Here is a 20,177-nt window from a genome sequence, read left to right on the forward strand (position 1 = left end):
TACAAATAATAAATAAAAACAACTTAATGTATAAAATAAATAAAAGATAATCATTGAGAGATAAAAAATTACAAATACTATATAAATTTATACATGGAAACCAAAGGGGAGTTGTACTAAAATAATAACAACAAATTAAAATACTTTTAAAAAGTAATTAACAAAATAGTTTAAAGGAGGAACAGATGTAAAGGTCAATAAATTAGAGAAAAGAGGAGAGGGAGATGAGTACAGTAGAAGGTGCAGTAGTAAAAAACAAAAAGATGCGTATGCCAATCGGTAGAAAGCTTAAAGGGATAAAAAGAGATTGGCGCCTATATACGTTTTTGATTTTACCAATTTTATATTACATTATTTTTAAGTATATACCAATGATTGGAAATGTTATTGCCTTTCGTAAATACGTACCCGGGGGATCTGTTTTAGGTGTGAAGTTTGTGGGACTTAGATATTTCAAACAATTTATGGGAGATCCTAAGTTTTGGGAGGTATTTAGAAATACGCTTGTTTTAAGTGTTTCTTATTTACTTGTAAGATTTCCTATCACAATTATTTTTGCGATTATGTTGAATGAAATTAAAAATATGAAATGGAAAAAGTTCGTTCAGACAGTTTCTTATTTACCACATTTTATTTCAATGGTTATTTTAGCAGGAATGATTAAGGAGATTGTTTCATTGACAGGACCACTAAATGCATTAGTTACAGCATGTGGCGGTCAAGCGCAATCTTGGATTGCAAATGCCAATGCATTTCCTACTATTTATGTTGTTTCAGGCGTATGGCAAGGGCTTGGATGGGGGGCTATATTATATTTAGCAGCTATGACAAATATCAATTCAGAGCTTTATGAAGCAGCTAAAATTGATGGTGCAAATCGCTTCCAGCAAATTATTAATGTTTTAATACCAGGCATTTTACCAACAATTGTCACATTGTTAATATTAGATATTGGCGGCATCATGGGTGTTAACTTTGAAAAGGTATTGCTACTGTATAATCCAGTTATTTATTCAACAGCTGATGTTATTGGTACTTATGTTTATCGTATGGGTATTAATTCAGCAAACTTTAGTTATGCAACAGCTGTAGGATTATTTGAAGGAATTATTGGGCTAATACTTGTAACAAGTGCCAATGCAATATCTAAGAAATTAACAGATAATAGTTTGTGGTAGGAGGTGTAGCATGAAAGAGTCTAGGTCGTATCGTGTATTTCAAGTTATTAATTTTATATTTATGTTATTTATAGTGTGTGTCACATTGTATCCATTTTTATACTTAGTTGCCCAATCATTTAGTTCAGAAGCAGCTATTTATGCAGGCAAAGTAAAATTACTGCCAGTTGACTTTAATTTAAAAACTTATGAGGTTGTTTTTAGAACAGCAGATTTCTTTAATTCCTATAAAAATACGATTATTTATACTGTAACAGGGACATTGGTATCACTGGCTTTTTCAGCAATGTTAGCTTATCCGTTATCTAAACCCAATTTAATTGGACAGAAAATCTTAACACCATTTATCGTCTTTACTATGTTTTTCTCTGGTGGGTTGATTCCTAATTATATTTTAATCAATTCATTAGGAATGCGAAATACAATCTGGGCAATTATCTTGCCAGGAGCTATCAGTACTTATAATGTACTGATTATGAGATCTTTCTTTTATAGTCTACCAACTGAGTTAGAAGAAGCAGCTGCTGTAGATGGCTTAGATGCATATGGTATTTTCTTTAAAATAGTATTACCACTTTCTAAGCCTATTTTAGCAACAATGGTTCTGTTCTATGCAGTAGGAATGTGGAATAACTGGTTTGGCCCATTCATTTATTTAGATGATAAGAAACTTCAGCCAGTAGCACTTTACTTAAGGGGAATTGTAGCAGGTGCCACAGGAACAGCAGAAGTAGGTGCAACATCAGAAGAAGCGGCTCAAATTGGGGCTAACATTAGGTCTTGCACAATGGTACTTACAGCCTTACCTATTATATGTATTTATCCATTTGTACAACGTTACTTTGTTGAAGGGATGATGATTGGTTCTGTTAAAGGTTAAGATGGTATTAATATAATAATTATTATTAGGGGGAATGAAAATGAAAAAGTTTAAACGTTTTATGGCACTATCTCTTATAGCCTGCATGGGACTTTCAATGACGGCTTGTGGTGAAGAAAAAACAGCAGCATCAAGTAATGTAGATGAAGCTAAGCCGAGCTTAGCACCTAGTGATTTTAAAGCGGGAGAAACATTTCATTCAGAGGAGCCAGTAACATATTCTATGCTTTTTAGTGATAATGAAGCTTATCCAATGAAAGAAGATTGGTTACTTTGGCAGGCGATTAAAGATAAGAGCAATGTAAGTTTTGATATCACATGTGTACCAAGGAAAGATTATACAGATAAGAGAAATCTACTTGTCTCATCTGGGCAGGCACCACTTATTATTCCAAAAACATATCCAGGTGAAGAATCTGTGTTTGTATCTTCAGGAACGATTTTACCAGTAAGTGATTATCTTGATTATATGCCAAACTTTAAAGAAAAGGTTGAGAAATGGGATATGGAATCAGATCTCAATCAAATTAGACAGGGGGATGGTAAATTTTATGTTCTACCAGGTTTACATGAGGCAGCTGGTGGGGGATATTCTTTCTTAATTCGAAAAGATATCTTTGATAAATTAGGCATTAAAATAGATGAAGCAAATTATACTTATGATGATTTTTATAATGATATGAAGAAAGTTAAAGAAGCTTACCCAGATAAATATGTATTTTCAGACCGCTGGGAAGGTGGTGCAACACTTAATATTGCAGCAAAGGTATTTGGCGTAAGTTCAGGCTGGGGTAAAGGTAGTGGTACGAAATTTGACTGGGATAAAGAATCATTTTATTTCAATCCTATTACAGACGAATATAAGGAATTTGTAAGTTACTTTAATAAATTAATTGAAGAAAGCCTTATGGACCCAGAAAGCTTTACGCAAACAGATGACCAAGCAATTGCTAAATTTGTAACAGGAGAAAGCTTTGTGATTTCTGCAAATACACAGACAGCACAAGACTTAAAGGAAAAATTAAATAGTTCACTAGGAGAAGGAAATTATGAAACATATTTAATTACACAACCAGGTGGACCAGCAGGACAATTACAAATTGAATCTTCTAGACTTGAAAATGGTGTTATGATTAGTTCAAAGGCATTAGATCTGGGTGAAGAAGAATTTAAGAAGTTTATGAACTTTGTAGACTGGTTATGGTATAGTGACGAAGGCCAAGAGTTAGTTAAATGGGGCGTTGAAGGTGTGACATATGATGTTGTAGAGGGAAAACGTGTACTTAAGTCTGATATTTATTATAATGGTATTAATGATATTAATGCACCTAAGAAGCTTAATGCCGATTATGGATTTTCAGGTGGCGTATTCTCTTATGGCGGTTCTGTAGATCTTAAGACATCTATGTATTCAGACTTTGAAAAGGATTACTATAATAGAACAGTTAATTTAAGAGAAGCAACAAAGATTGATCCACCAATTATGTCAGATGAAGATGAAAATGAAGAAAACAATCTTATTGTAACACCACTTATGGATTATGTGACACAAATGACTTTAAAATTCATTTTAGGTGATGAGGATATTGAAGGAAATTGGGATAGTTATGTAGCTGAGTGCCAAAATAAAGGAGCAGATAAATTTATTTCAAATGTAAATGCAACATATGAAAGAACAAAGGATTTACTTAAATAAGAATAGAAATAGTATAAAATAAAAGACAAATCAGGGGATCTGTCTTTTATTTTATAAGTTTAGTAAGTTTAGTAAGTTTAGTTTAGTCTTGTTTGCTTTGGCATTTTGGACAAATACCATAGAAATAAATACGTTCACTAGTAAGCGTATAGCCACTTTGAGTAGCTACTTCATCTCTAAGTGGCGCTACATGACTCGGCATTGGCATATCTACAACTTCTTTACATTCAGTACATTGAAGATGTAAATGCGGCGTTGTATCTGCATCATAACGATAACTATCTTCGCCTAAATTAAGTTGTGCTATAAGACCGTGCTGAACAAATGAGTCTAAAGTTTTATAAACTGTAGCAAGACTCATTGTAGGGTGTTCCTCGCGTAAGCTATTATAAATCGTTTCCGCACTAGGGTGGATGTGCGTATTACGAAGCATTTTAAAAATAGAAAGACGCTGAGGTGTTACTTTGAGTTGATGTGCTTTAAGTATTGCTGTAAGTTCTAACATAAGTCACCTCCTTGATGATAATCATTATTAAATAAATTATATTCTACTTGACTAAGAATTACAAGAAAAATTTTTAGATATTGCCCATATATATTGTGAGTTTTAAAAAAATGGAAAAAATTACAAGTATTATTAAAAAATAATAAAGGGCTTGCTAAAAAGTTATATGTAATGGTAGATTAATGCTAAGGTTATAAAATGAAATATAAAGATAGAGCAATAAGGAGAAAGACATGACACCATTATTATTACATTATCCAAAATGTACAACCTGCAAGCGTGCACTTAAATATTTAAAAGACCATAATATAAGTGTAAATGAACGCCATATTGTAGAAACACCGCCAACAGCAGAAGAACTAAAAGAATGGATTCAAAAAAGTGGTCTAGAATTTAAAAAGTTCTTTAATACAAGTGGCTTAGTTTACAAAGAGCTAGGTCTTAAAGATAAAGTGAAAAATATGGATTTAGATGAAGCTGTAAGTTTATTAGCCTCTAATGGGATGCTTGTAAAAAGACCATTATTAATTACAGAAGAAACTGTTTTAGTTGGTTTCAAAGAAGAGGCTTATGAGCATTTTATAAAGACATTATCATAAATGAAAGTACTGATGAAACAAGTAGGTGTGTTTTGTCGGTACTTTTTTTTATAGAGTAGGAAAGCTTGATTTTTAACTTTCTTACTTTCAAAGATAATGGGTGTTAGTCGCTTTATTTTTTTAGAAATGATTTTATGATAGGCATAAATTAAGGAGAATGAAATATTATGAAAATGTGTACATTAAAAAAGTATTATATTATGAAAACTGCTTATACTAAATGTTGGATAGGAGATTAGGCCAAAATAAGTAAGGGATGGAAGAAATGAAGAAAAGAAAAAGTCAAATAAGGATATGGGCAATTTTATTATGTGCTATTTGCATAGTACAAACAGCTTGGGCACAGGATGTAAAAAATACGCAGGAATCCCAGCAAAAAGTACTTTATTTGACCTTTGATGATGGACCTAGTGAGTACACCCAGCGCCTCTTAGATTTATTGGATGCCCACCATATGAAGGCAACCTTTTTTATGTTAAAGGATGGGATGGAGAGTCATCCAGATGTTGTAAAACGCATGGTTGAAGAAGGTCATGGTATTGGGCTACATGGCGTATCTCATGAAAAAGATATGTTCTATAGTGGCACGAGGGGGCCTTTAAATGAGATGGAGTGTGCCAATAGTACTTTGGAAAAAATAGCTGGCTTTAGGACACCTCTAGTACGTACACCTTATGGGAGTTATCCTTACCTATCCAAGGCACAACTTAAAGCATTAACTTCTCATGAATATATTATTTGGGACTGGAATGTTGATTCGAGAGATTGGTCTTATCGCAATCCGCAAAGAACGTATGCTGCCACAACAAAGATGATGATAACTTGTAAAAAGCAACCTAAGGTAGTATTGTTCCATGATATTCATCATGTACTTGAAACAATGGAGCTGTTCATCAATTGGATGGAAGAAAACGGCTATACATCAGAGGCAATTACACCAGAAGTAAGCCCTGTGAGATTAGGACAAACAAAGAAAGGATGTTGAAAAATGAAAGGACTAAAAAGTGAAGCACTAGATGGCAAGGACAATAAACGCCTAAATAACACAACTTGTTCACATAGTGAGTTAACAGAAGCAAGAGCAAATATTGAAAAAGAATTAGCACATTCTCATGTAACAATTCCTTCTGAAAGTAATGTAATTAATGATAAAGAATGGGTAGATAATGGGAGTAAGCTATAAATTACGACAAAGTTTTTAATACCTGCGTTTGCAGGATTAAAAACTTTGTTTTAATTTCGTATAAAAACTTGTGGTTATTAGCGGAATCAGTTAAAATAGAGGGTATGATGTAAAGAAACATCTATTTAATGAGGAAGTGAAAAATGGGAAGAAATAAGTTAAATTCAAATAAGAAAAATTTTATTTCAGATAGATTAATTTTACTTGCAGGAATTTTTGTCTGCATGTATATTGTGCTTATATTAAAGTTTTATAAATTGCAAATCATTGATCATGAAAGTTATGAGGAAGATTTAAGAGCTAGTGTAGAACGAACCGTAGAAGTTCCAGCGGTACGTGGTATTATTTATGATAGATATGGTAAGCCATTAGCAACTAATAAACCAATTTATGTTCTTAAAGTAGACGCACAAGTTGATATGAAGAAAGACACACTTAATGAGATTTTATTAAGTGTTGCCAATTTACTAGAAGCTAATAATGATACATATATTGATAATGTACCGATTACTAAGACGGAACCTTTTACATTTACAGGTGATGAAAGTACTAAGCGTTCTTTTATAACAAATTATTTACCATATGATGATCAAGAGCACAAAGAGATTTTATATGGTTATTCAGCAGAGCAGCTTATGGACTACATGCGTAATGATGTGTTTGCTATAAGTAAAACAATCAGTAATGAAGATGCTAGAAAGATTATTGCAATGCGTCTTGAAATGTATCAGACAGCTTATCAAAAATATAAGAAGATTACAATTGCAGAGAATATTTCAAGTGAGACATTAGCAGCTATTGAAGAGAATAAAGAAAAGTATCCAAGTATAATGGCTGAAGTAGAGTCACAACGTTATTATGTATATGGCAAAGAGTTTGGAAATGTTCTAGGGTATACACGTAAAATCACAGCAAGCCAGTATGAAACAATGAAGGAACAGGGCTATGACCAAGATGATGTTATAGGGCAAGGTGGGGTTGAAAGCACCATGGAGCAAGAACTTCGTGGTGAAAAAGGTAAAAAGGTTATTGAAGTTGATAATATGGGACGGGAAGTGTTTACTTTAGAGGAAGCTGACAATAAAGATGGTAATGATGTGTATCTAACAATTGATGCAGATTTACAGCTTGCAGCTTATAATGCCATTGAGCAGCAACTAAGTGCAGCTATTGTACAACGCTTAAGAGGACAAGGAAGAGGTGTTATGCCATTAACAGGACGTGAAGTTATTGTATCAATGGTAGATAACAATCAACTTGTTTTAAGCGATATGCAAAAAGCACCACAAGAGCAAATGCAAAAACAACTTTATGATAAAGTAAATGCAGATTATGAAAAGACATTAGCAGCATTAGAGATAGCAGAAAAGAATTTACCTGATGAAGAAAAAACAAAGCTTACTTTAAAACAGCACTTTTCAAATATGATAAATGCAGAGGATAGCACAATTACAAATCGTGAACTATTACTTGCTTTAAGTGAACAAGGTAGTTTACAACTTAGTGATACACTTGTTCAGCAAATTTGGAGTGGAAGTTATCCTTCATTAGAATCTATTTTGATTCAGGAATATGAGGCAGGTAGATTAAAACCCGATCAAGCAGCCATTGCACCATATAGCGGTTCAGCTGTTGTGGTAGATGTAAATACAGGTGAAACTTTGGCTGTTGTAGGATATCCATCTTATGATAGTAATCAAATGACACAGAACTTTAACCGCTATTATACTATGTTCCATGATGGCGTAGACAGTAGAGATATGCTTTGGAATCGTGCGACAAGAACAACGATGGCACCAGGTTCTACATTTAAAATGATTTCGGCAATAGCAGGGCTTGAAGAAGGCGTTATTACAAAAGATACAATTATTAATGATACAGGTGTATATACACGCGCAGGGCAACCATATCCAAAGTGTTGGATTTTTACCAATAGTGGTTATGGACATGGAGCAGTGGATGTAGAACACGCACTAGAGGTATCGTGTAATTACTTCTTCTTTGATGTAGCCTATAGGTTAGGGCTTAAGTATGGGATGCCATATGGTGGTATTGATGCACTTACAAAATATGTAGAAATGTTTGGTCTTGATAAAAAGACCAATATAGAGCTTGAAGAAGAATCACCTAATGTGTCTACACCAGGGAACCTTGTACAGACTTATACATCACGTGCGTTAAATAATTTACGTCGACTAGATGAAAATGGCAAGAAATCTTTATATGAAGATGTAGTAACTTATGTAGAAACAGGATTTTATCCATATAGCAATACAAAATCAGGTGATACTGAGGCTAAAATTGATTATCTCGTACAATATGATTTAAAGAAAAGCTTAGATACAGAATTATCAAAAGTACTAGGTAGTGATTTAAGTAATATTTATAATCGTTTATTAGGTGATGTTGAAGAAAGTTTAAAAGATACAATTACGCCACAAGTTAAAGAAGTTGTGGATAATGTATTAGCTGATACAAGTGATCAGTCTTTAAAACTTAAGACTAAAAACGAAATTAGTGACATTTTACTAGGTGTAGTAAGTGAAAATACACATCGTGCTATTTTAAAAACAGTGAAAAAAATGCCACAGCAACTGGTTTCAGAAGCGTATTTAACAGCTTATGAAAATGCTTTAAGTAATCTTACAGCAGATGAGCAAAGCTTGAAGCCAGAATTAGAAAGTCGTATTGCAGCTATTAAGGCGGGCAATTTTGATGCCTATAACTTAATTGCAGATAAGATTGAAACACGTATATTCAATGTTTATTTAAATAATTACTTTGAAAATATTCAAATGGAATGGACAACAGCCATTACAATTCGTACAGCTATTGGACAAGGAAATAATGCATATACACCAATTCAAGTTGCACGTTATATTGCGGGACTTGCAAATGGTAAAGAAGTATATGATTTAAGTGTTATTGCAGGGATTTACGATAATAAAGATTCACAGCTTTATGAAGAAAATCCGCCTAAGGTTTATAATGAACTTAATATAGCAGATTCTACGTTAGATAGTGTCTATAAAGGAATGAAGCGAGTAGTTGATGATACATCAGGTACAGCAAGTTCTGTTTTTGCAGACTTCCCTATTGATATTGGTGCTAAAACAGGAACAGCACAACAGGGACAATACGAGCATTCTTGGTTTGTAGGATTTGCACCTTATGATAATCCAGAAATTGCAATTGTAACAAGTATGTATGGTGCAAATGGTTTAGGGTCTCATAACACAAAGCTTGCAAGAAGTGTATTAGAAGCATATTTTGATATAGAAACCGATAGTGAAAAAACGCAAGGTTCAAATATAGGAACACATTTAGTAGAATAAAGAATGAAAAGAATACCTTATATTTAATGAATGAATTCGTTAAATATAAGGTATTCTATTTATGAGAAAAAAATATTAGGAGGCATATAATGGAAGGGTTAAAAGAAAGGCTTTTGGCGGAAATTCCAGGTTTTAAAGAAGCAGGGGAAAAGTTCTTAAATGGTGAGTTGTCTAAGATGGACTTTAAAAAGCTCTCAGGTGGCTTCGGTGTTTATGCACATAGGGACAAAAAGAACTTTATGATTCGATTAAGAATTTTGTCTGGTGTCCTCTCTAAAGAACAGTTAGGCATTGTGAATGATATGGTTAAGAGACACGGCATTGATCATATACATCTTACAACGAGACAAGCTATACAATTTCATGGTATTAGTATGGATACAGTCTGTGAAGTTATGAAGGAGGGGATTGAAAAAAATATTTATACACGAGGTGCAGGTGGGAACTATCCTCGAAATGTGGCGATGTCTCCGCTTTCAGGATTAGAAGAAGAAGCTTTTGATGTAGTGCCTTATGCTATGGCGGCCAATGCATATTTCTTACAACGCATAACAACATATAAATTACCACGTAAGTTAAAAGTTTCTTATTCAAATAATGAAAAGGATGGTTCACATATTACTGTACAAGATTTAGGCTTCTTGGCAGTTAATCAAGATGGTGAAAAGTATTTTAGAGTTTACTTAGGTGGAGGACTTGGAAGAGACCCTCGAACATCTGTAAGCTTAGACAAACTTATTAAAGCTGAAGACACGCTTTATGTCCTTGAAGCAATGGTACAGTTCTTTATAGCCCACGGTGATTATGAGAATCATAGTAAGGCAAGGGTACGTTATATTTTAGAACGTATGGGAGAAGAAGAGTTTAAGAAAACATTTATGAGCTTTTTAGAAGAAGCTTACAAGATTGAAGGACTAAAACTTAATGTAGAAGCACCAGTTTATACTAAACAGGGTGAAAAAATAGAAGATGGCTATGATGGCGTGATTCCTCAAAAACAAGAAGGACTTTACAGTTATTATTTCCATCCTATTGGTGGTCAATTGAAGACAGATATTATCGATAAGATATTAGAGCTTATTAATCCAATGGAAGATGTGCATATTCGTTTATCAATGTCAGAAGGATTATATATTGTAAATCTTACAGGTAGTGAGGCAAAACAGGTATATGAAGCATTAAATGCGTATAATGCCAAAAATCGTTTGGAATGTAGCAGTTCTTGTATTGGGGTACCAATCTGTCAGATGGGTCTTCTTAATAGTCAGGCAACCCTTAATAATATTGTGGAGAAATTTCATAAAGAAGGATATAGCAAAGATGTACTACCTAGTATTCATATTTCGGGATGCCAAAACTCTTGCGGCGTACATCAAATAGGACGCATTGGTTTTATGGGAAGAATGAAACGTGTAGATGGTAAGATGTGTAATGTTTTTGAACTATTTTTAGACGGTGTATGTAAAATTGGTGAAACTAAGTTAGGAAAAAGTTATGGCGATATTCCTGAAGAGGCGGTACCAGAATTTTTATTTGAACTTGCAAAACAAGTAGAAGTAAGCGGTTTAAATTATAAAGAATTTATCCATAAACAAGCAGAAGAGGTAGAAGCATTAGTAGAAAAATATAGAGTATGATTATGAAAAGTGAGCCTTAGATGGACTCACTTTTTTATTTGTCAAAAAGGAAAAGAAATAAAATTAAAACATGACTAAATTGTTTGACAACTAAAAAATATGGTGCTAATCTTGAAATGAGATTTAATAGAGAAAGAGATTATTAAAGGGGGAAATAGAGTGCTTTGTATTGGTAGTTTTTTTGATGAAGTATGTGAAAAATATAGAGAAAGAGATTGTATTTATTTTCCTAGTACAGGAGAGCACTATACATATGGGCAGTTTCATGAATATGTAACGAAATTATCAAAAGGTCTTATTGCAATGGGGCTTACACGCAATGACCATATTGCTATTAAATCTGCAAATACACCAGAATGGATTGCCTTAGAGATGGCGGCAACTAAAATAGGAATTGTACTGGTAATTTTAAATGCAAATTTAACAGTACAAGAATTAGCATATGCTATAGATTTTGCGGATGTAAAATATTTATTTACAGATAAGCGTGTAGAAGATTTTAAATGTATTGTATTTGAAGATGACTTAGCACAGCTTCTTGAAAGAGGAAAAACAATCAGTGATGAAACAGTACGCGCATGGCAAAATGAGGTAAAAGAGTCTGATGTGGCTTTTATCCAATTTTCTTCAGGTACAACAAGTAATCCTAAAGCGATTTTAAGCCCACATTCATTAATCGTATGGAATACGAGACGTTTTGCAGAGGTATTACCATATAATGCGGATGATAACTTACTATTATGTGTACCACTTGCACATGCATTGGGCAGTAGTTTAACTGTACTTCCAGTGTTTCATTATGGTGCAAAAATGACGATTATTGAAGGATTTGAGGTAACAAAGGTGCTTCAAACAATAGAAGAGTATAGATGTACCATATTCCATGCAGTGCCAACAATGTTTATGTATCTTTTAAAACGTTATAAATGCTATGATATAAGTTGCTTGAGAGCAGCACTTATTGCAGGTTCCATTGTTTCTAAAGAAGTGATGGAAAGTATTCGTGATGATTTAGATATTCCTGAAATTGTACAGATGTATGGTCAAACAGAGGTTCTAGCCATTACAGTATCCACAATTCATGATACGATGGAGAAACGTATGACAACAGCAGGAAAGGCTATGCCAGGTATTGAAGCCAAAATCGTAGATCCAGCAACTAACTTAGAGGTACCACGTGGGGTAGAAGGTGAGCTTGTATTTCGTGAACCTTATCCTTTCTTAGGTTATCTCAATAATGAAAAAGCGACAAGAGAGACAATACAAGAAGATGGATGGATTCATTCAGGAGATTATGCCGTACAGGATGAAGAAGGTTATTTTAGCATTCATGCCAGATTAAAAGAACTCATTATACGTGCAGGTGAAAATATTGCACCGAATGAAATTGAAAGTGTATTATTACAATTTCCACTTGTTAATGAAGTCGCAGTCATTGGGGTGCCAGATAAATTTAAAGGTGAAGAGATTGCAGCTTTTATTGTAGTCAAGGAACCTATTAGCAAAGTTGAACTGAAAAAATTCTTAATGCGTTTCTTAGCTAAACACAAGGTACCACGTTATATTTATTTTGTGGATGAGTTACCTAAAACAGGAAGTGGTAAAATTAGAAAGTTTGAACTTAAAAATATTTATCAAAGAGAATATGCTAAAGCGCCAAAGCAACAAGAAGAGGTGGCAGAATAAAGTAGGTCATTTTAAAATTTAAAGGATACGCACGTATCCTTTTTTAGTTACTTTGTTTTTGCACATGAAGCCTTTACAAAAGAAGTATAAGCTTATAGGATAAAGTAGAAAAGGTGAGATGTGATGGAAACAGAGAAATTAACACGGTCAGCAATTTTGTCAGCAATGCTTATTATATTGAGCATTATTTTTATAGGGACAGGCATTGGTGGACAAATTTATTTGGATTTCATTGTACCCATTGTTATTGTAATCATTTATTTGCAGTGTGGTATTAAATGGGCAATGCTAGCAAGTATTAATACCTTATTGGTTGTGGCATTGGGATTAGGACGCATCACATCAAGTGTGTGGATGATTCAAAGTGTCATGCTAGGACTTTTGGCGGGATATTTAATAAGGCGTGAGGCACAGGTAATGGATGATCTCTTATTAGCGTCTATTGCAGGATGTGTCATTATGTTATTTATGGATTATTTCCTTAGAATCTTAACGGGCGTCAGTCTTTTAGATTCTGTAGATTTTTTAGGGTTTACGGGATATAAAGAATTAGAAGAAGTTGTTTATTATTTGGGGATTGCATCGGTACCTATTGGCACAATGGTTATTGTTTATGTATGTAGCCTAATGGTTGCTAAACGTTTAGGAATGCTAGATGAGCAAACTAAAAATAAGCACAAAGTGATTAGAAATTTTTTTAAGTATAGACCTTATATGTACTGTTCAAGAAAATATGTTTTAATAGGTGTACTTTATCTGATAGCAGTATCGGTGATGCCTATGAGTCAAATAGCTTATGTCAAGGCTTTTCTTATTAGTACCAAATATATCTTGTTATACTTTATTGTGGCGGACTGTTGGGGCATTGTAAGTCAGTGGTGCTATATTAAGACGCGTTCTTCTCTCATCACTAATGGCGTATTAATTATGACGCTTTTTGCCATGATTCATGCATTTAAATGGACCTTGTATGCACTCCTAGGGCTTGGCATTGTCATGGATTATGATGTGAAAATTAGAGAAAAGCAAACAAAAGCTTTAAATTACTTCATAAAAAGTTAATAGTCATTTTTAAAAAGAAATGTCATGAAACTATAAACGTTTTCATGACATTTCTTTTTACTTAATATCTACAAAAGTTTCGTGATAAACAACTTGTCCGCCTAGGTCAGATTCGTGAGAAAGTGTAAGGCTATTTGGATTACCGTGTTTGCGCCACCAGCCCACATGCATCATGACGAGGTCATCTTGAATTGTATCATCAATGATAAAATACACATCGATTTGTCCGTATTCTGAGGCAAGTACAGCAATTTGGTCAGTTTTTAGTTGATAGAGAGAAGCAGTTTTAGGGCTAATATAAGCTTTAGCGATACCTGATTCATCCATCATATGCTGACTAAACAATGTATCTTTACTATGGGTGGTTAGAAGACGTAGCCCTTTCTTCATTTGAGGTGATGTATAGCACGCGGGTGTATATATTTCAAATTTATGAGAGGGCGTGTCGAATATTTGATTTTCCCAGGCAATATTTTTATGACATGTAAAATAATGCGTTTTTAAATAGTCTAATGAAATATTAGGTTCAATAACCTTAAGAGGTGCTAATACTTGCTTTAAATAATCTGATTTAGAAACCTGAGGATATGCAGGTAGGCACATTTTATCAGCTAAAGCTGCAAAGAAAGCATATTCATCCATAAGGGGATGAAGTGGCGAGACAGCTTTTTCGTTATAGGTCAAATAAGGATTTGTCATCGAACTATAAAGAAGGTCTTCGCTTTCAAGAGAAGTTGTTGCCGGAATGATTAAATCACAGGCATTGGCAGTATCGGTCATAAACTGTTCAAAACAAACTTTAAATTCAATGGTATCAAATGCAGCTTTAAGGGTATTCAGCTGAGGTAATTGATTAAGTAAATTGCTTTTTACAATAACAGCCATTTTAATGGGTATGCTATCGTCTGAAGTATTTTGCATAATAAAGTTACTAAGATCACTGACATAGACATAGCGATTTATACCATAAGTTTCACTATGATATGGATCTGTGTTTAAAAGTTTAGGGTATACTTTATTGGCATAGTTAATACCCCCTCCGCTAAAACCAATTTGTCCTGTAATTGCACCTAAAGCGTCAATTAGGCGAATAGTTGCCCCACCATTGTAGTATTTTTGAAGACCATAACCTAATAAAATAGTTGTATATTTTTGGGTATAGAGTGCAACTAAAGTAGTAAGTGTATCTTTGCTAAGGCCGCAATCAGCAAGAAGCTGTTCAAGGCTTAGGCTTTCTACATAAGTTTTATAAGCAGTAAAACCATTCACATATTTTGCAATATAAGTAGTATCATATAGGTTATTTTCAATAATCATTTTCCCCATAGCAAGTGCCAGGGCATAGTCTCCATTAGGCTTTATTTGAATATAGTAGTCCGCTAGTTGTGCTGTCTGCGTATAGATTGGATCAATGACAATAATAGGAATACCTTGTTTTTTTGCTTTTCTAAGCATTTGCATCGTATGAATGGTAGTTGAAGCAGGATTCTTTCCCCAAACGAAGATGGCTTTACTATTTAGCATATCTTCTAAGGCATGACTTTTGCTATCTCCAAAATCAGCTTTTTGAGCAGCAATGCCTGCACTCCAGCAAGGCCCCCCTTTTTGTTTTGTGGCACCGCCATAAAAGTTAAAGAATAAGTCACCAATGCTTTTTAAAAGAGAACCATTACCGTATTGTTCATAATAAAGAACACTTTGGCTGCCATAGGTATTTTTATAATGGCTTAGCTTATTTGCCATTAGTTCAAGTGCTTCTTCAAAAGAAATTTCTTGCCAAGATTCCCCCACTTTTAGGCGTGGTTTGGTAAGGCGATTAGGATGGGTTAAGCGGTCTAAATGCGCAAGCCCTTTTTTGCAAATAAATCCTTTGGTATAAGGGTGTAGAGGGTCGCCCTCTATTTTTATAACTTTATTTTTTTCGACATATACATTAAACTTGCAACAATCAAAGCAATCTAATGTACATCCGTGACTGATTTTTTTCATAAGACTCCTTTATTCATGTAAGATAGTAAATATGTATTTTATTATATAATAGATTAGATAAAGAGAAAATATAATGTTTTGACAAGACATTTATAGTGTCTATATAATAAAATGATAAGATATAAAAAATGATAGAGAAACATACTATAAAATTAAAATCTATAGCGAGACAAAATAGCTATAGGATTTATATAGATTTCACATTTATAAAATTTAGTTATTCATACTTTTTAGTCATGTGAAATCATTGGGAGAAAACAATTTACGTACATGTATATTTCAAGTTTTTAGTTGGTTTCTCTATAGTATAAGTAAAATAGAGAGGATATAGCATGAGTGATTTATTTGAACAATTAATTTATACAGTACCAGCGGTACTAATTGCGATTTGCTTGCATGAGTATGCACATGGCTTTGTATCTCATTTATGTGGAGACCCAACGCCTAAAGCAAGAGGAAGGTTGTCGTTAAACCCACTGCATCATTTAGATCCTGTGGGCACACTTTGTCTGATTTTTTTCCATTTTGGTTGGGCAAAACCGGTCATGGTAAATCCAAACTACTATAAAAATAAAAAGTTAGGAATGGTACTCGTAGCATTGGCTGGGCCGCTAACTAACTTTGTTATTGCATTTTTAAGTATGTTTGGCATGGGTGTGATTTTAAAAACAACAGGGGGATATGCAGATGACTTTGTGGTTAATTTATTTACATTTTTAAACTACTTAGCAATTATTAATATTGGTCTTGGAAGTTTTAATTTAATTCCATTCCCACCTCTTGATGGCTCTAAAATTGTAGGTGCACTTTTACCAACAGACAAGTATTTTGCTTTTATGCGCTATGAGCGTTATGGTCAAGGCATTTTAATGCTTTTACTTATCACAAATATATTAGATAAACCACTAGATTTATTACATAGTGGCATAACAAATGGGATTTGGCATAGTGTGGCTATGATTTTAGGATTATCATAAAAAATATATTGACACACTAAATTGAAGTGAGTATACTTAGTGTTAATCAAATAAGTCTTCAGGGCAGGGTGAAATTCCCTACCGGCGGTAAAGCCCGCGAGCCGTAAATGGCAGATTCGGTGAAACTCCGAAGCCGACAGTAAAGTCTGGATGGAAGAAGCAAAAATAACGTGACATAATTGAGCCATCACTCTGAAATAGTATTATTTCAGAGTTTTTTTATAAAGTTAGGAAAGTTTAACTTTATTTTTTAGCTGTATTTAATTTTTTGAATTTGAAAGTTAATTTGTGCAGCTTTGGTTCAATTTGGGAGATAAAACCTGAAGCCTTATGATAAGGCTTTTTTTTATGCTTATTTTAAGCTTAATGAGCCTGAATTCGCAAAGAAGGTGACGTATGGATCAGTATTATATGACAAAAGCATTGGCACTTGCAAAGTTAGGTGAAGGAAGGGTTAATCCAAATCCTATGGTAGGTGCTATTATCGTAAAGGACAACAAGATTATTGGAGAAGGTTATCACATGGCATATGGGCAGGCACATGCGGAAGTAAATGCTTTTAAAAATTGCAACGAAAGTGCAGAAGGTGCCACCTTATATGTGACGCTAGAACCATGTAGCCACTATGGCAAGACACCGCCTTGTGTAGAACTTGTCATAAGAGAAAAAGTAAGCCACGTTGTAATTGGGAGCTTAGATCCAAATCCTTTAGTAGCAGGACGTGGGATTAGAAAACTACAAGAAGCAGGTATTGCAGTAACAGTGGGGGTACTAGAAAAAGAATGCCACCGTTTAAATGCAGTGTTTATGAAATACATTGTGACAAAAATGCCATATGTAGTGATGAAAACAGCTATGAGTTTAGATGGGAAAATTGCAACAGCAACAGGGCAGTCAAAATGGATTACAGGAGAAGAAGCAAGATGTGATGTACATAGATTAAGAAATAAGCTCATGGGAATTATGGTCGGCAGTAGAACTGCAATCCTAGACAATCCATTTTTAACTTGCAGAATAGAAGGTGGGAGAAATCCTATTCCTATTGTAGTAGATAGTCAGCTTCAGCTGAGTCTAAAAAGTCATCTTGTACAAAATGCTATGACAAATCAATTGATTGTAGCTACTACAAGCAGAGCACCTGAAGCAAAGAAGGAGATACTTAAGAAGGCAGGCGTACAGATTATAGAAACTAAAGCTAAGGAAAATCATGTGGATTTAAAAGAGCTGATGAAAAAGCTTGGGGAACAGGGCATCGATAGCATTTTATTAGAAGGGGGGGCTACATTAAATGCAGCAGCTTTACAATCGGGAATTGTAGATGCAGTGAAATGTTATATTAGTCCTAAAATAATAGGGGGTGAAACGGCTAAAACACCTGTAGAAGGAAAAGGGATTTATAATCTAGAAGATGCAATTCGCCTTGAAAACTTAGAGGTCAGTAAGCTGGGAGAAGACTTTTGCATGACTGGTGAAGTGAAAAAGGGGGAGGTTTAATGTTTACAGGGATAGTTGAAGAAATTGGAACCATTGCAGATATTCAAAGAGGTAGCCATGCAATTAAACTACGTATTCATGCTAAAAAAGTATTAGCAGGCACACAGTTAGGAGATAGCATCTGTACAAATGGTGTATGCTTAACGGTAACAAATTTAGGAAAGGACAGTTTTGAGGTAGATGTTATGTCAGAAACCGTTAATAAAAGTAATCTAAGCGAGTTACAACAGGGAAGTTTCGTACATTTAGAAAGAGCCTTAACGTTGCAAAGTCGATTAGGTGGACATATGGTGAGTGGTCATATTGATGGGCAAGGTGAAATTAGCCATATTGCTAAGGATGAGAATGCCACATGGCTTACGGTAAGTGCAGCAGCAGAAATTTTAAAATATATCGTGTATAAGGGGTCTATTGCTATAGATGGTGTCAGTCTGACAGTAGCAGAGGTAGGGCAAACGTTTTTTAAGGTCTCTATTATTCCGCATACAGCACAAAATACCCATTTACTTCAGAAGAAGAAAGGTGATTTAGTCAATCTAGAATGTGATATGGTGGGTAAATATATTGAAAGGCTCTTAAACTTTAGGGAAGAACCCATAAGAAAAGCGTCAAATCTGACCAAGGATTTTCTAGAAAAATACAATTTTTTATAGCCGTAGAGAAATCAAATATAGCATTTTTATAAAAGGAGGATGTCAAATGAATGCATTTTCAAGTATAGAGAAAGCACTGCAAGATATAAGAGAAGGCAAGATGATCATTGTTGTTGACGATATGAGTAGAGAAAATGAAGGTGATTTATTTATAGCAGGAGAGAAGGTAACGCCTGAAGCAATTAACTTTATGGCAACCTATGGAAAGGGACTTATTTGTTGCCCTATTAACAAGACACATGCTGAAGCGTTGGAACTTAATCCAATGGTAAGTAAGAATACAGATAATCATGAAACAGCCTTTACAGTTTCTATAGATTACAAAGAGGTGACAACTGGCATTTCAGCTTTCGAGAGAGCAGAGACAATCAAAAGACTGTTTGAAGAGGGCATTAAAGCAGAGGATTTTAGAAGACCAGGACATATGTTTCCGCTTGTTGCACGTGAGGGAGGCGTATTGGTAAGAAAAGGACACACAGAGGCAGCAGTAGATTTGGCAAGACTTGCTGGATTTAAAGAAGGAGGTGTAATCTGTGAGATTATGAAGGAAGATGGCACCATGGCCAGACGTGATGATCTCATAGCATTTGCAAAGATACATGATTTAAAGATTATTACAATTGAAGACCTTATTGTATATCGTAAAATATATGATAACTGGGTAGAGCAAGCTGTGGAAATTAAGTTGCCAACTTGTTATGGCAATTTTAAGACATATGGTTTTATCGATACAATTACAAAACAAGAGCATGTGGCGATAGTCAAAGGAAATGTAAGCGGAGCTGATGAAGTGCTTGTACGTATCCATTCAGAATGTTTGACAGGAGATGTATTTGGCAGTCAAAAATGTGACTGTGGCGAGCAGCTTCATGCAGCATTACGTCAAATTGAAAAAGCAGGATGTGGCATTGTGCTTTATTTACGTCAAGAGGGGCGTGGAATTGGGCTGATTAATAAACTCAAGGCATATAAACTACAAGAAATGGGCCTTGATACAGTAGAGGCGAACCTTGAATTAGGTTTTGAGGATGATTTAAGGGATTATGCAATAGGTGCAAAGATGTTACAGATGCTTGGCGTTAAGAAGATTAGATTACTTACAAATAATCCAAGAAAGATTGAAGGACTTGAAACATATGGCATAGAGATTGCAGCTAGGGAAGCTATTGAGATGCCAACGAATAAAAATAATATTTTTTATATGAAAACAAAACAGGAAAAGTTAGGGCATATATTAAAGTGCTTATAAAATAGGTAATTGCGAAACTACTGTTTAAAAATGAATAGCACTCCTTTTAAACAT

Annotated in this window: 16 protein-coding genes and 1 riboswitch; of the genes, 14 read left to right on the forward strand and 2 right to left on the reverse strand. The window is 34.3% G+C overall.

Going from position 1 to position 20,177, the window contains the following annotated elements; genetic code table 11:
* The first annotated feature begins 224 nt into the window (after positions 1-224).
* Genes AC1VAQ_RS03870 through AC1VAQ_RS03880 form a run of 3 tightly spaced genes read left to right on the forward strand, consistent with a single transcriptional unit; the run spans position 225 to position 3,754 of the window.
* The gene (locus tag AC1VAQ_RS03870) at positions 225-1,178 is read left to right on the forward strand and encodes an ABC transporter permease (protein WP_303243871.1); all 954 of its coding nucleotides are present in this window, start codon (positions 225-227) and stop codon (positions 1,176-1,178) included.
* Between the two features lie 10 nt (positions 1,179-1,188).
* A complete protein-coding gene (locus AC1VAQ_RS03875) occupies positions 1,189-2,058 on the forward strand; it encodes a carbohydrate ABC transporter permease (protein WP_302598660.1) in 870 nt (289 codons plus the stop codon).
* 40 nt (positions 2,059-2,098) lie between these two features.
* Entirely contained in the window at positions 2,099-3,754 is a 1,656-nt protein-coding gene (locus AC1VAQ_RS03880; RefSeq protein ID WP_302598661.1) for an ABC transporter substrate-binding protein, read from the forward strand.
* 82 nt (positions 3,755-3,836) lie between these two features.
* On the opposite strand, the gene perR is transcribed toward AC1VAQ_RS03880, so the two are convergent.
* Complete coding sequence (gene perR / locus AC1VAQ_RS03885; protein ID WP_302598662.1) at positions 3,837-4,259, reverse strand: transcriptional regulator PerR; 423 nt, start codon at positions 4,257-4,259, stop codon at positions 3,837-3,839.
* A gap of 233 nt (positions 4,260-4,492) precedes the next feature.
* Between perR and AC1VAQ_RS03890 the strand changes: the two genes are divergently transcribed.
* The 7 genes from AC1VAQ_RS03890 to AC1VAQ_RS03920 all read left to right on the forward strand — a co-directional run bounded on the left by AC1VAQ_RS03890 (position 4,493) and on the right by AC1VAQ_RS03920 (position 13,761).
* Positions 4,493-4,858, forward strand: coding sequence for an arsenate reductase family protein (locus AC1VAQ_RS03890; protein ID WP_302598665.1), 366 nt, complete (start codon positions 4,493-4,495; stop codon positions 4,856-4,858).
* A 265-nt stretch (positions 4,859-5,123) separates the two neighbouring features.
* A complete protein-coding gene (locus tag AC1VAQ_RS03895) occupies positions 5,124-5,843 on the forward strand; it encodes a polysaccharide deacetylase family protein (RefSeq protein WP_302598666.1) in 720 nt (239 codons plus the stop codon).
* A 3-nt stretch (positions 5,844-5,846) separates the two neighbouring features.
* Positions 5,847-6,041, forward strand: coding sequence for a CDIF630_02480 family spore surface protein (locus AC1VAQ_RS03900; RefSeq protein ID WP_302598667.1), 195 nt, complete (start codon positions 5,847-5,849; stop codon positions 6,039-6,041).
* A gap of 143 nt (positions 6,042-6,184) precedes the next feature.
* Positions 6,185-9,376 carry a penicillin-binding transpeptidase domain-containing protein gene (locus AC1VAQ_RS03905; protein ID WP_302598669.1) on the forward strand — a complete coding sequence of 1,064 codons (3,192 nt, stop codon included), beginning with the start codon at positions 6,185-6,187 and terminating at the stop codon, positions 9,374-9,376.
* Positions 9,377-9,465: 89 nt separating this feature from the next.
* A complete protein-coding gene (locus tag AC1VAQ_RS03910) occupies positions 9,466-11,013 on the forward strand; it encodes a nitrite/sulfite reductase (protein ID WP_302598670.1) in 1,548 nt (515 codons plus the stop codon).
* Between the two features lie 159 nt (positions 11,014-11,172).
* The gene (locus tag AC1VAQ_RS03915; RefSeq protein ID WP_302598671.1) at positions 11,173-12,699 is read left to right on the forward strand and encodes an AMP-binding protein; all 1,527 of its coding nucleotides are present in this window, start codon (positions 11,173-11,175) and stop codon (positions 12,697-12,699) included.
* Between the two features lie 123 nt (positions 12,700-12,822).
* Positions 12,823-13,761, forward strand: a complete 939-nt coding sequence (locus AC1VAQ_RS03920; RefSeq protein ID WP_302598672.1) for a hypothetical protein — start codon at positions 12,823-12,825, stop codon at positions 13,759-13,761.
* A 57-nt stretch (positions 13,762-13,818) separates the two neighbouring features.
* Here the strand turns inward: AC1VAQ_RS03920 and AC1VAQ_RS03925 are convergent, their stop codons facing one another.
* Positions 13,819-15,750, reverse strand: a complete 1,932-nt coding sequence (locus tag AC1VAQ_RS03925) for a molybdopterin-dependent oxidoreductase (RefSeq protein ID WP_302598673.1) — start codon at positions 15,748-15,750, stop codon at positions 13,819-13,821.
* Positions 15,751-16,082: 332 nt separating this feature from the next.
* Here AC1VAQ_RS03925 and AC1VAQ_RS03930 point away from each other — a divergent pair, with 332 nt between their 5' ends.
* The 4 genes from AC1VAQ_RS03930 to AC1VAQ_RS03945 all read left to right on the forward strand — a co-directional run bounded on the left by AC1VAQ_RS03930 (position 16,083) and on the right by AC1VAQ_RS03945 (position 20,123).
* Positions 16,083-16,727, forward strand: coding sequence for a site-2 protease family protein (locus AC1VAQ_RS03930; protein ID WP_302598674.1), 645 nt, complete (start codon positions 16,083-16,085; stop codon positions 16,725-16,727).
* Positions 16,728-16,777: 50 nt separating this feature from the next.
* Positions 16,778-16,893, forward strand: a riboswitch (FMN riboswitch).
* A gap of 230 nt (positions 16,894-17,123) precedes the next feature.
* Positions 17,124-18,221: a bifunctional diaminohydroxyphosphoribosylaminopyrimidine deaminase/5-amino-6-(5-phosphoribosylamino)uracil reductase RibD gene (gene ribD, locus AC1VAQ_RS03935; protein ID WP_302598676.1), complete on the forward strand. Its 1,098-nt coding sequence runs from the start codon at positions 17,124-17,126 to the stop codon at positions 18,219-18,221.
* Complete coding sequence (locus AC1VAQ_RS03940) at positions 18,221-18,874, forward strand: riboflavin synthase (protein WP_302598677.1); 654 nt, start codon at positions 18,221-18,223, stop codon at positions 18,872-18,874. The genes ribD and AC1VAQ_RS03940 overlap by 1 nt, the downstream gene beginning before the upstream one ends.
* A 46-nt stretch (positions 18,875-18,920) precedes the next feature.
* Positions 18,921-20,123, forward strand: a complete 1,203-nt coding sequence (locus AC1VAQ_RS03945) for a bifunctional 3,4-dihydroxy-2-butanone-4-phosphate synthase/GTP cyclohydrolase II (protein ID WP_302598679.1) — start codon at positions 18,921-18,923, stop codon at positions 20,121-20,123.
* The last annotated feature ends 54 nt before the right edge of the window (positions 20,124-20,177 follow it).

It is taken from the genome of Cellulosilyticum sp. (assembly GCF_982396655.1).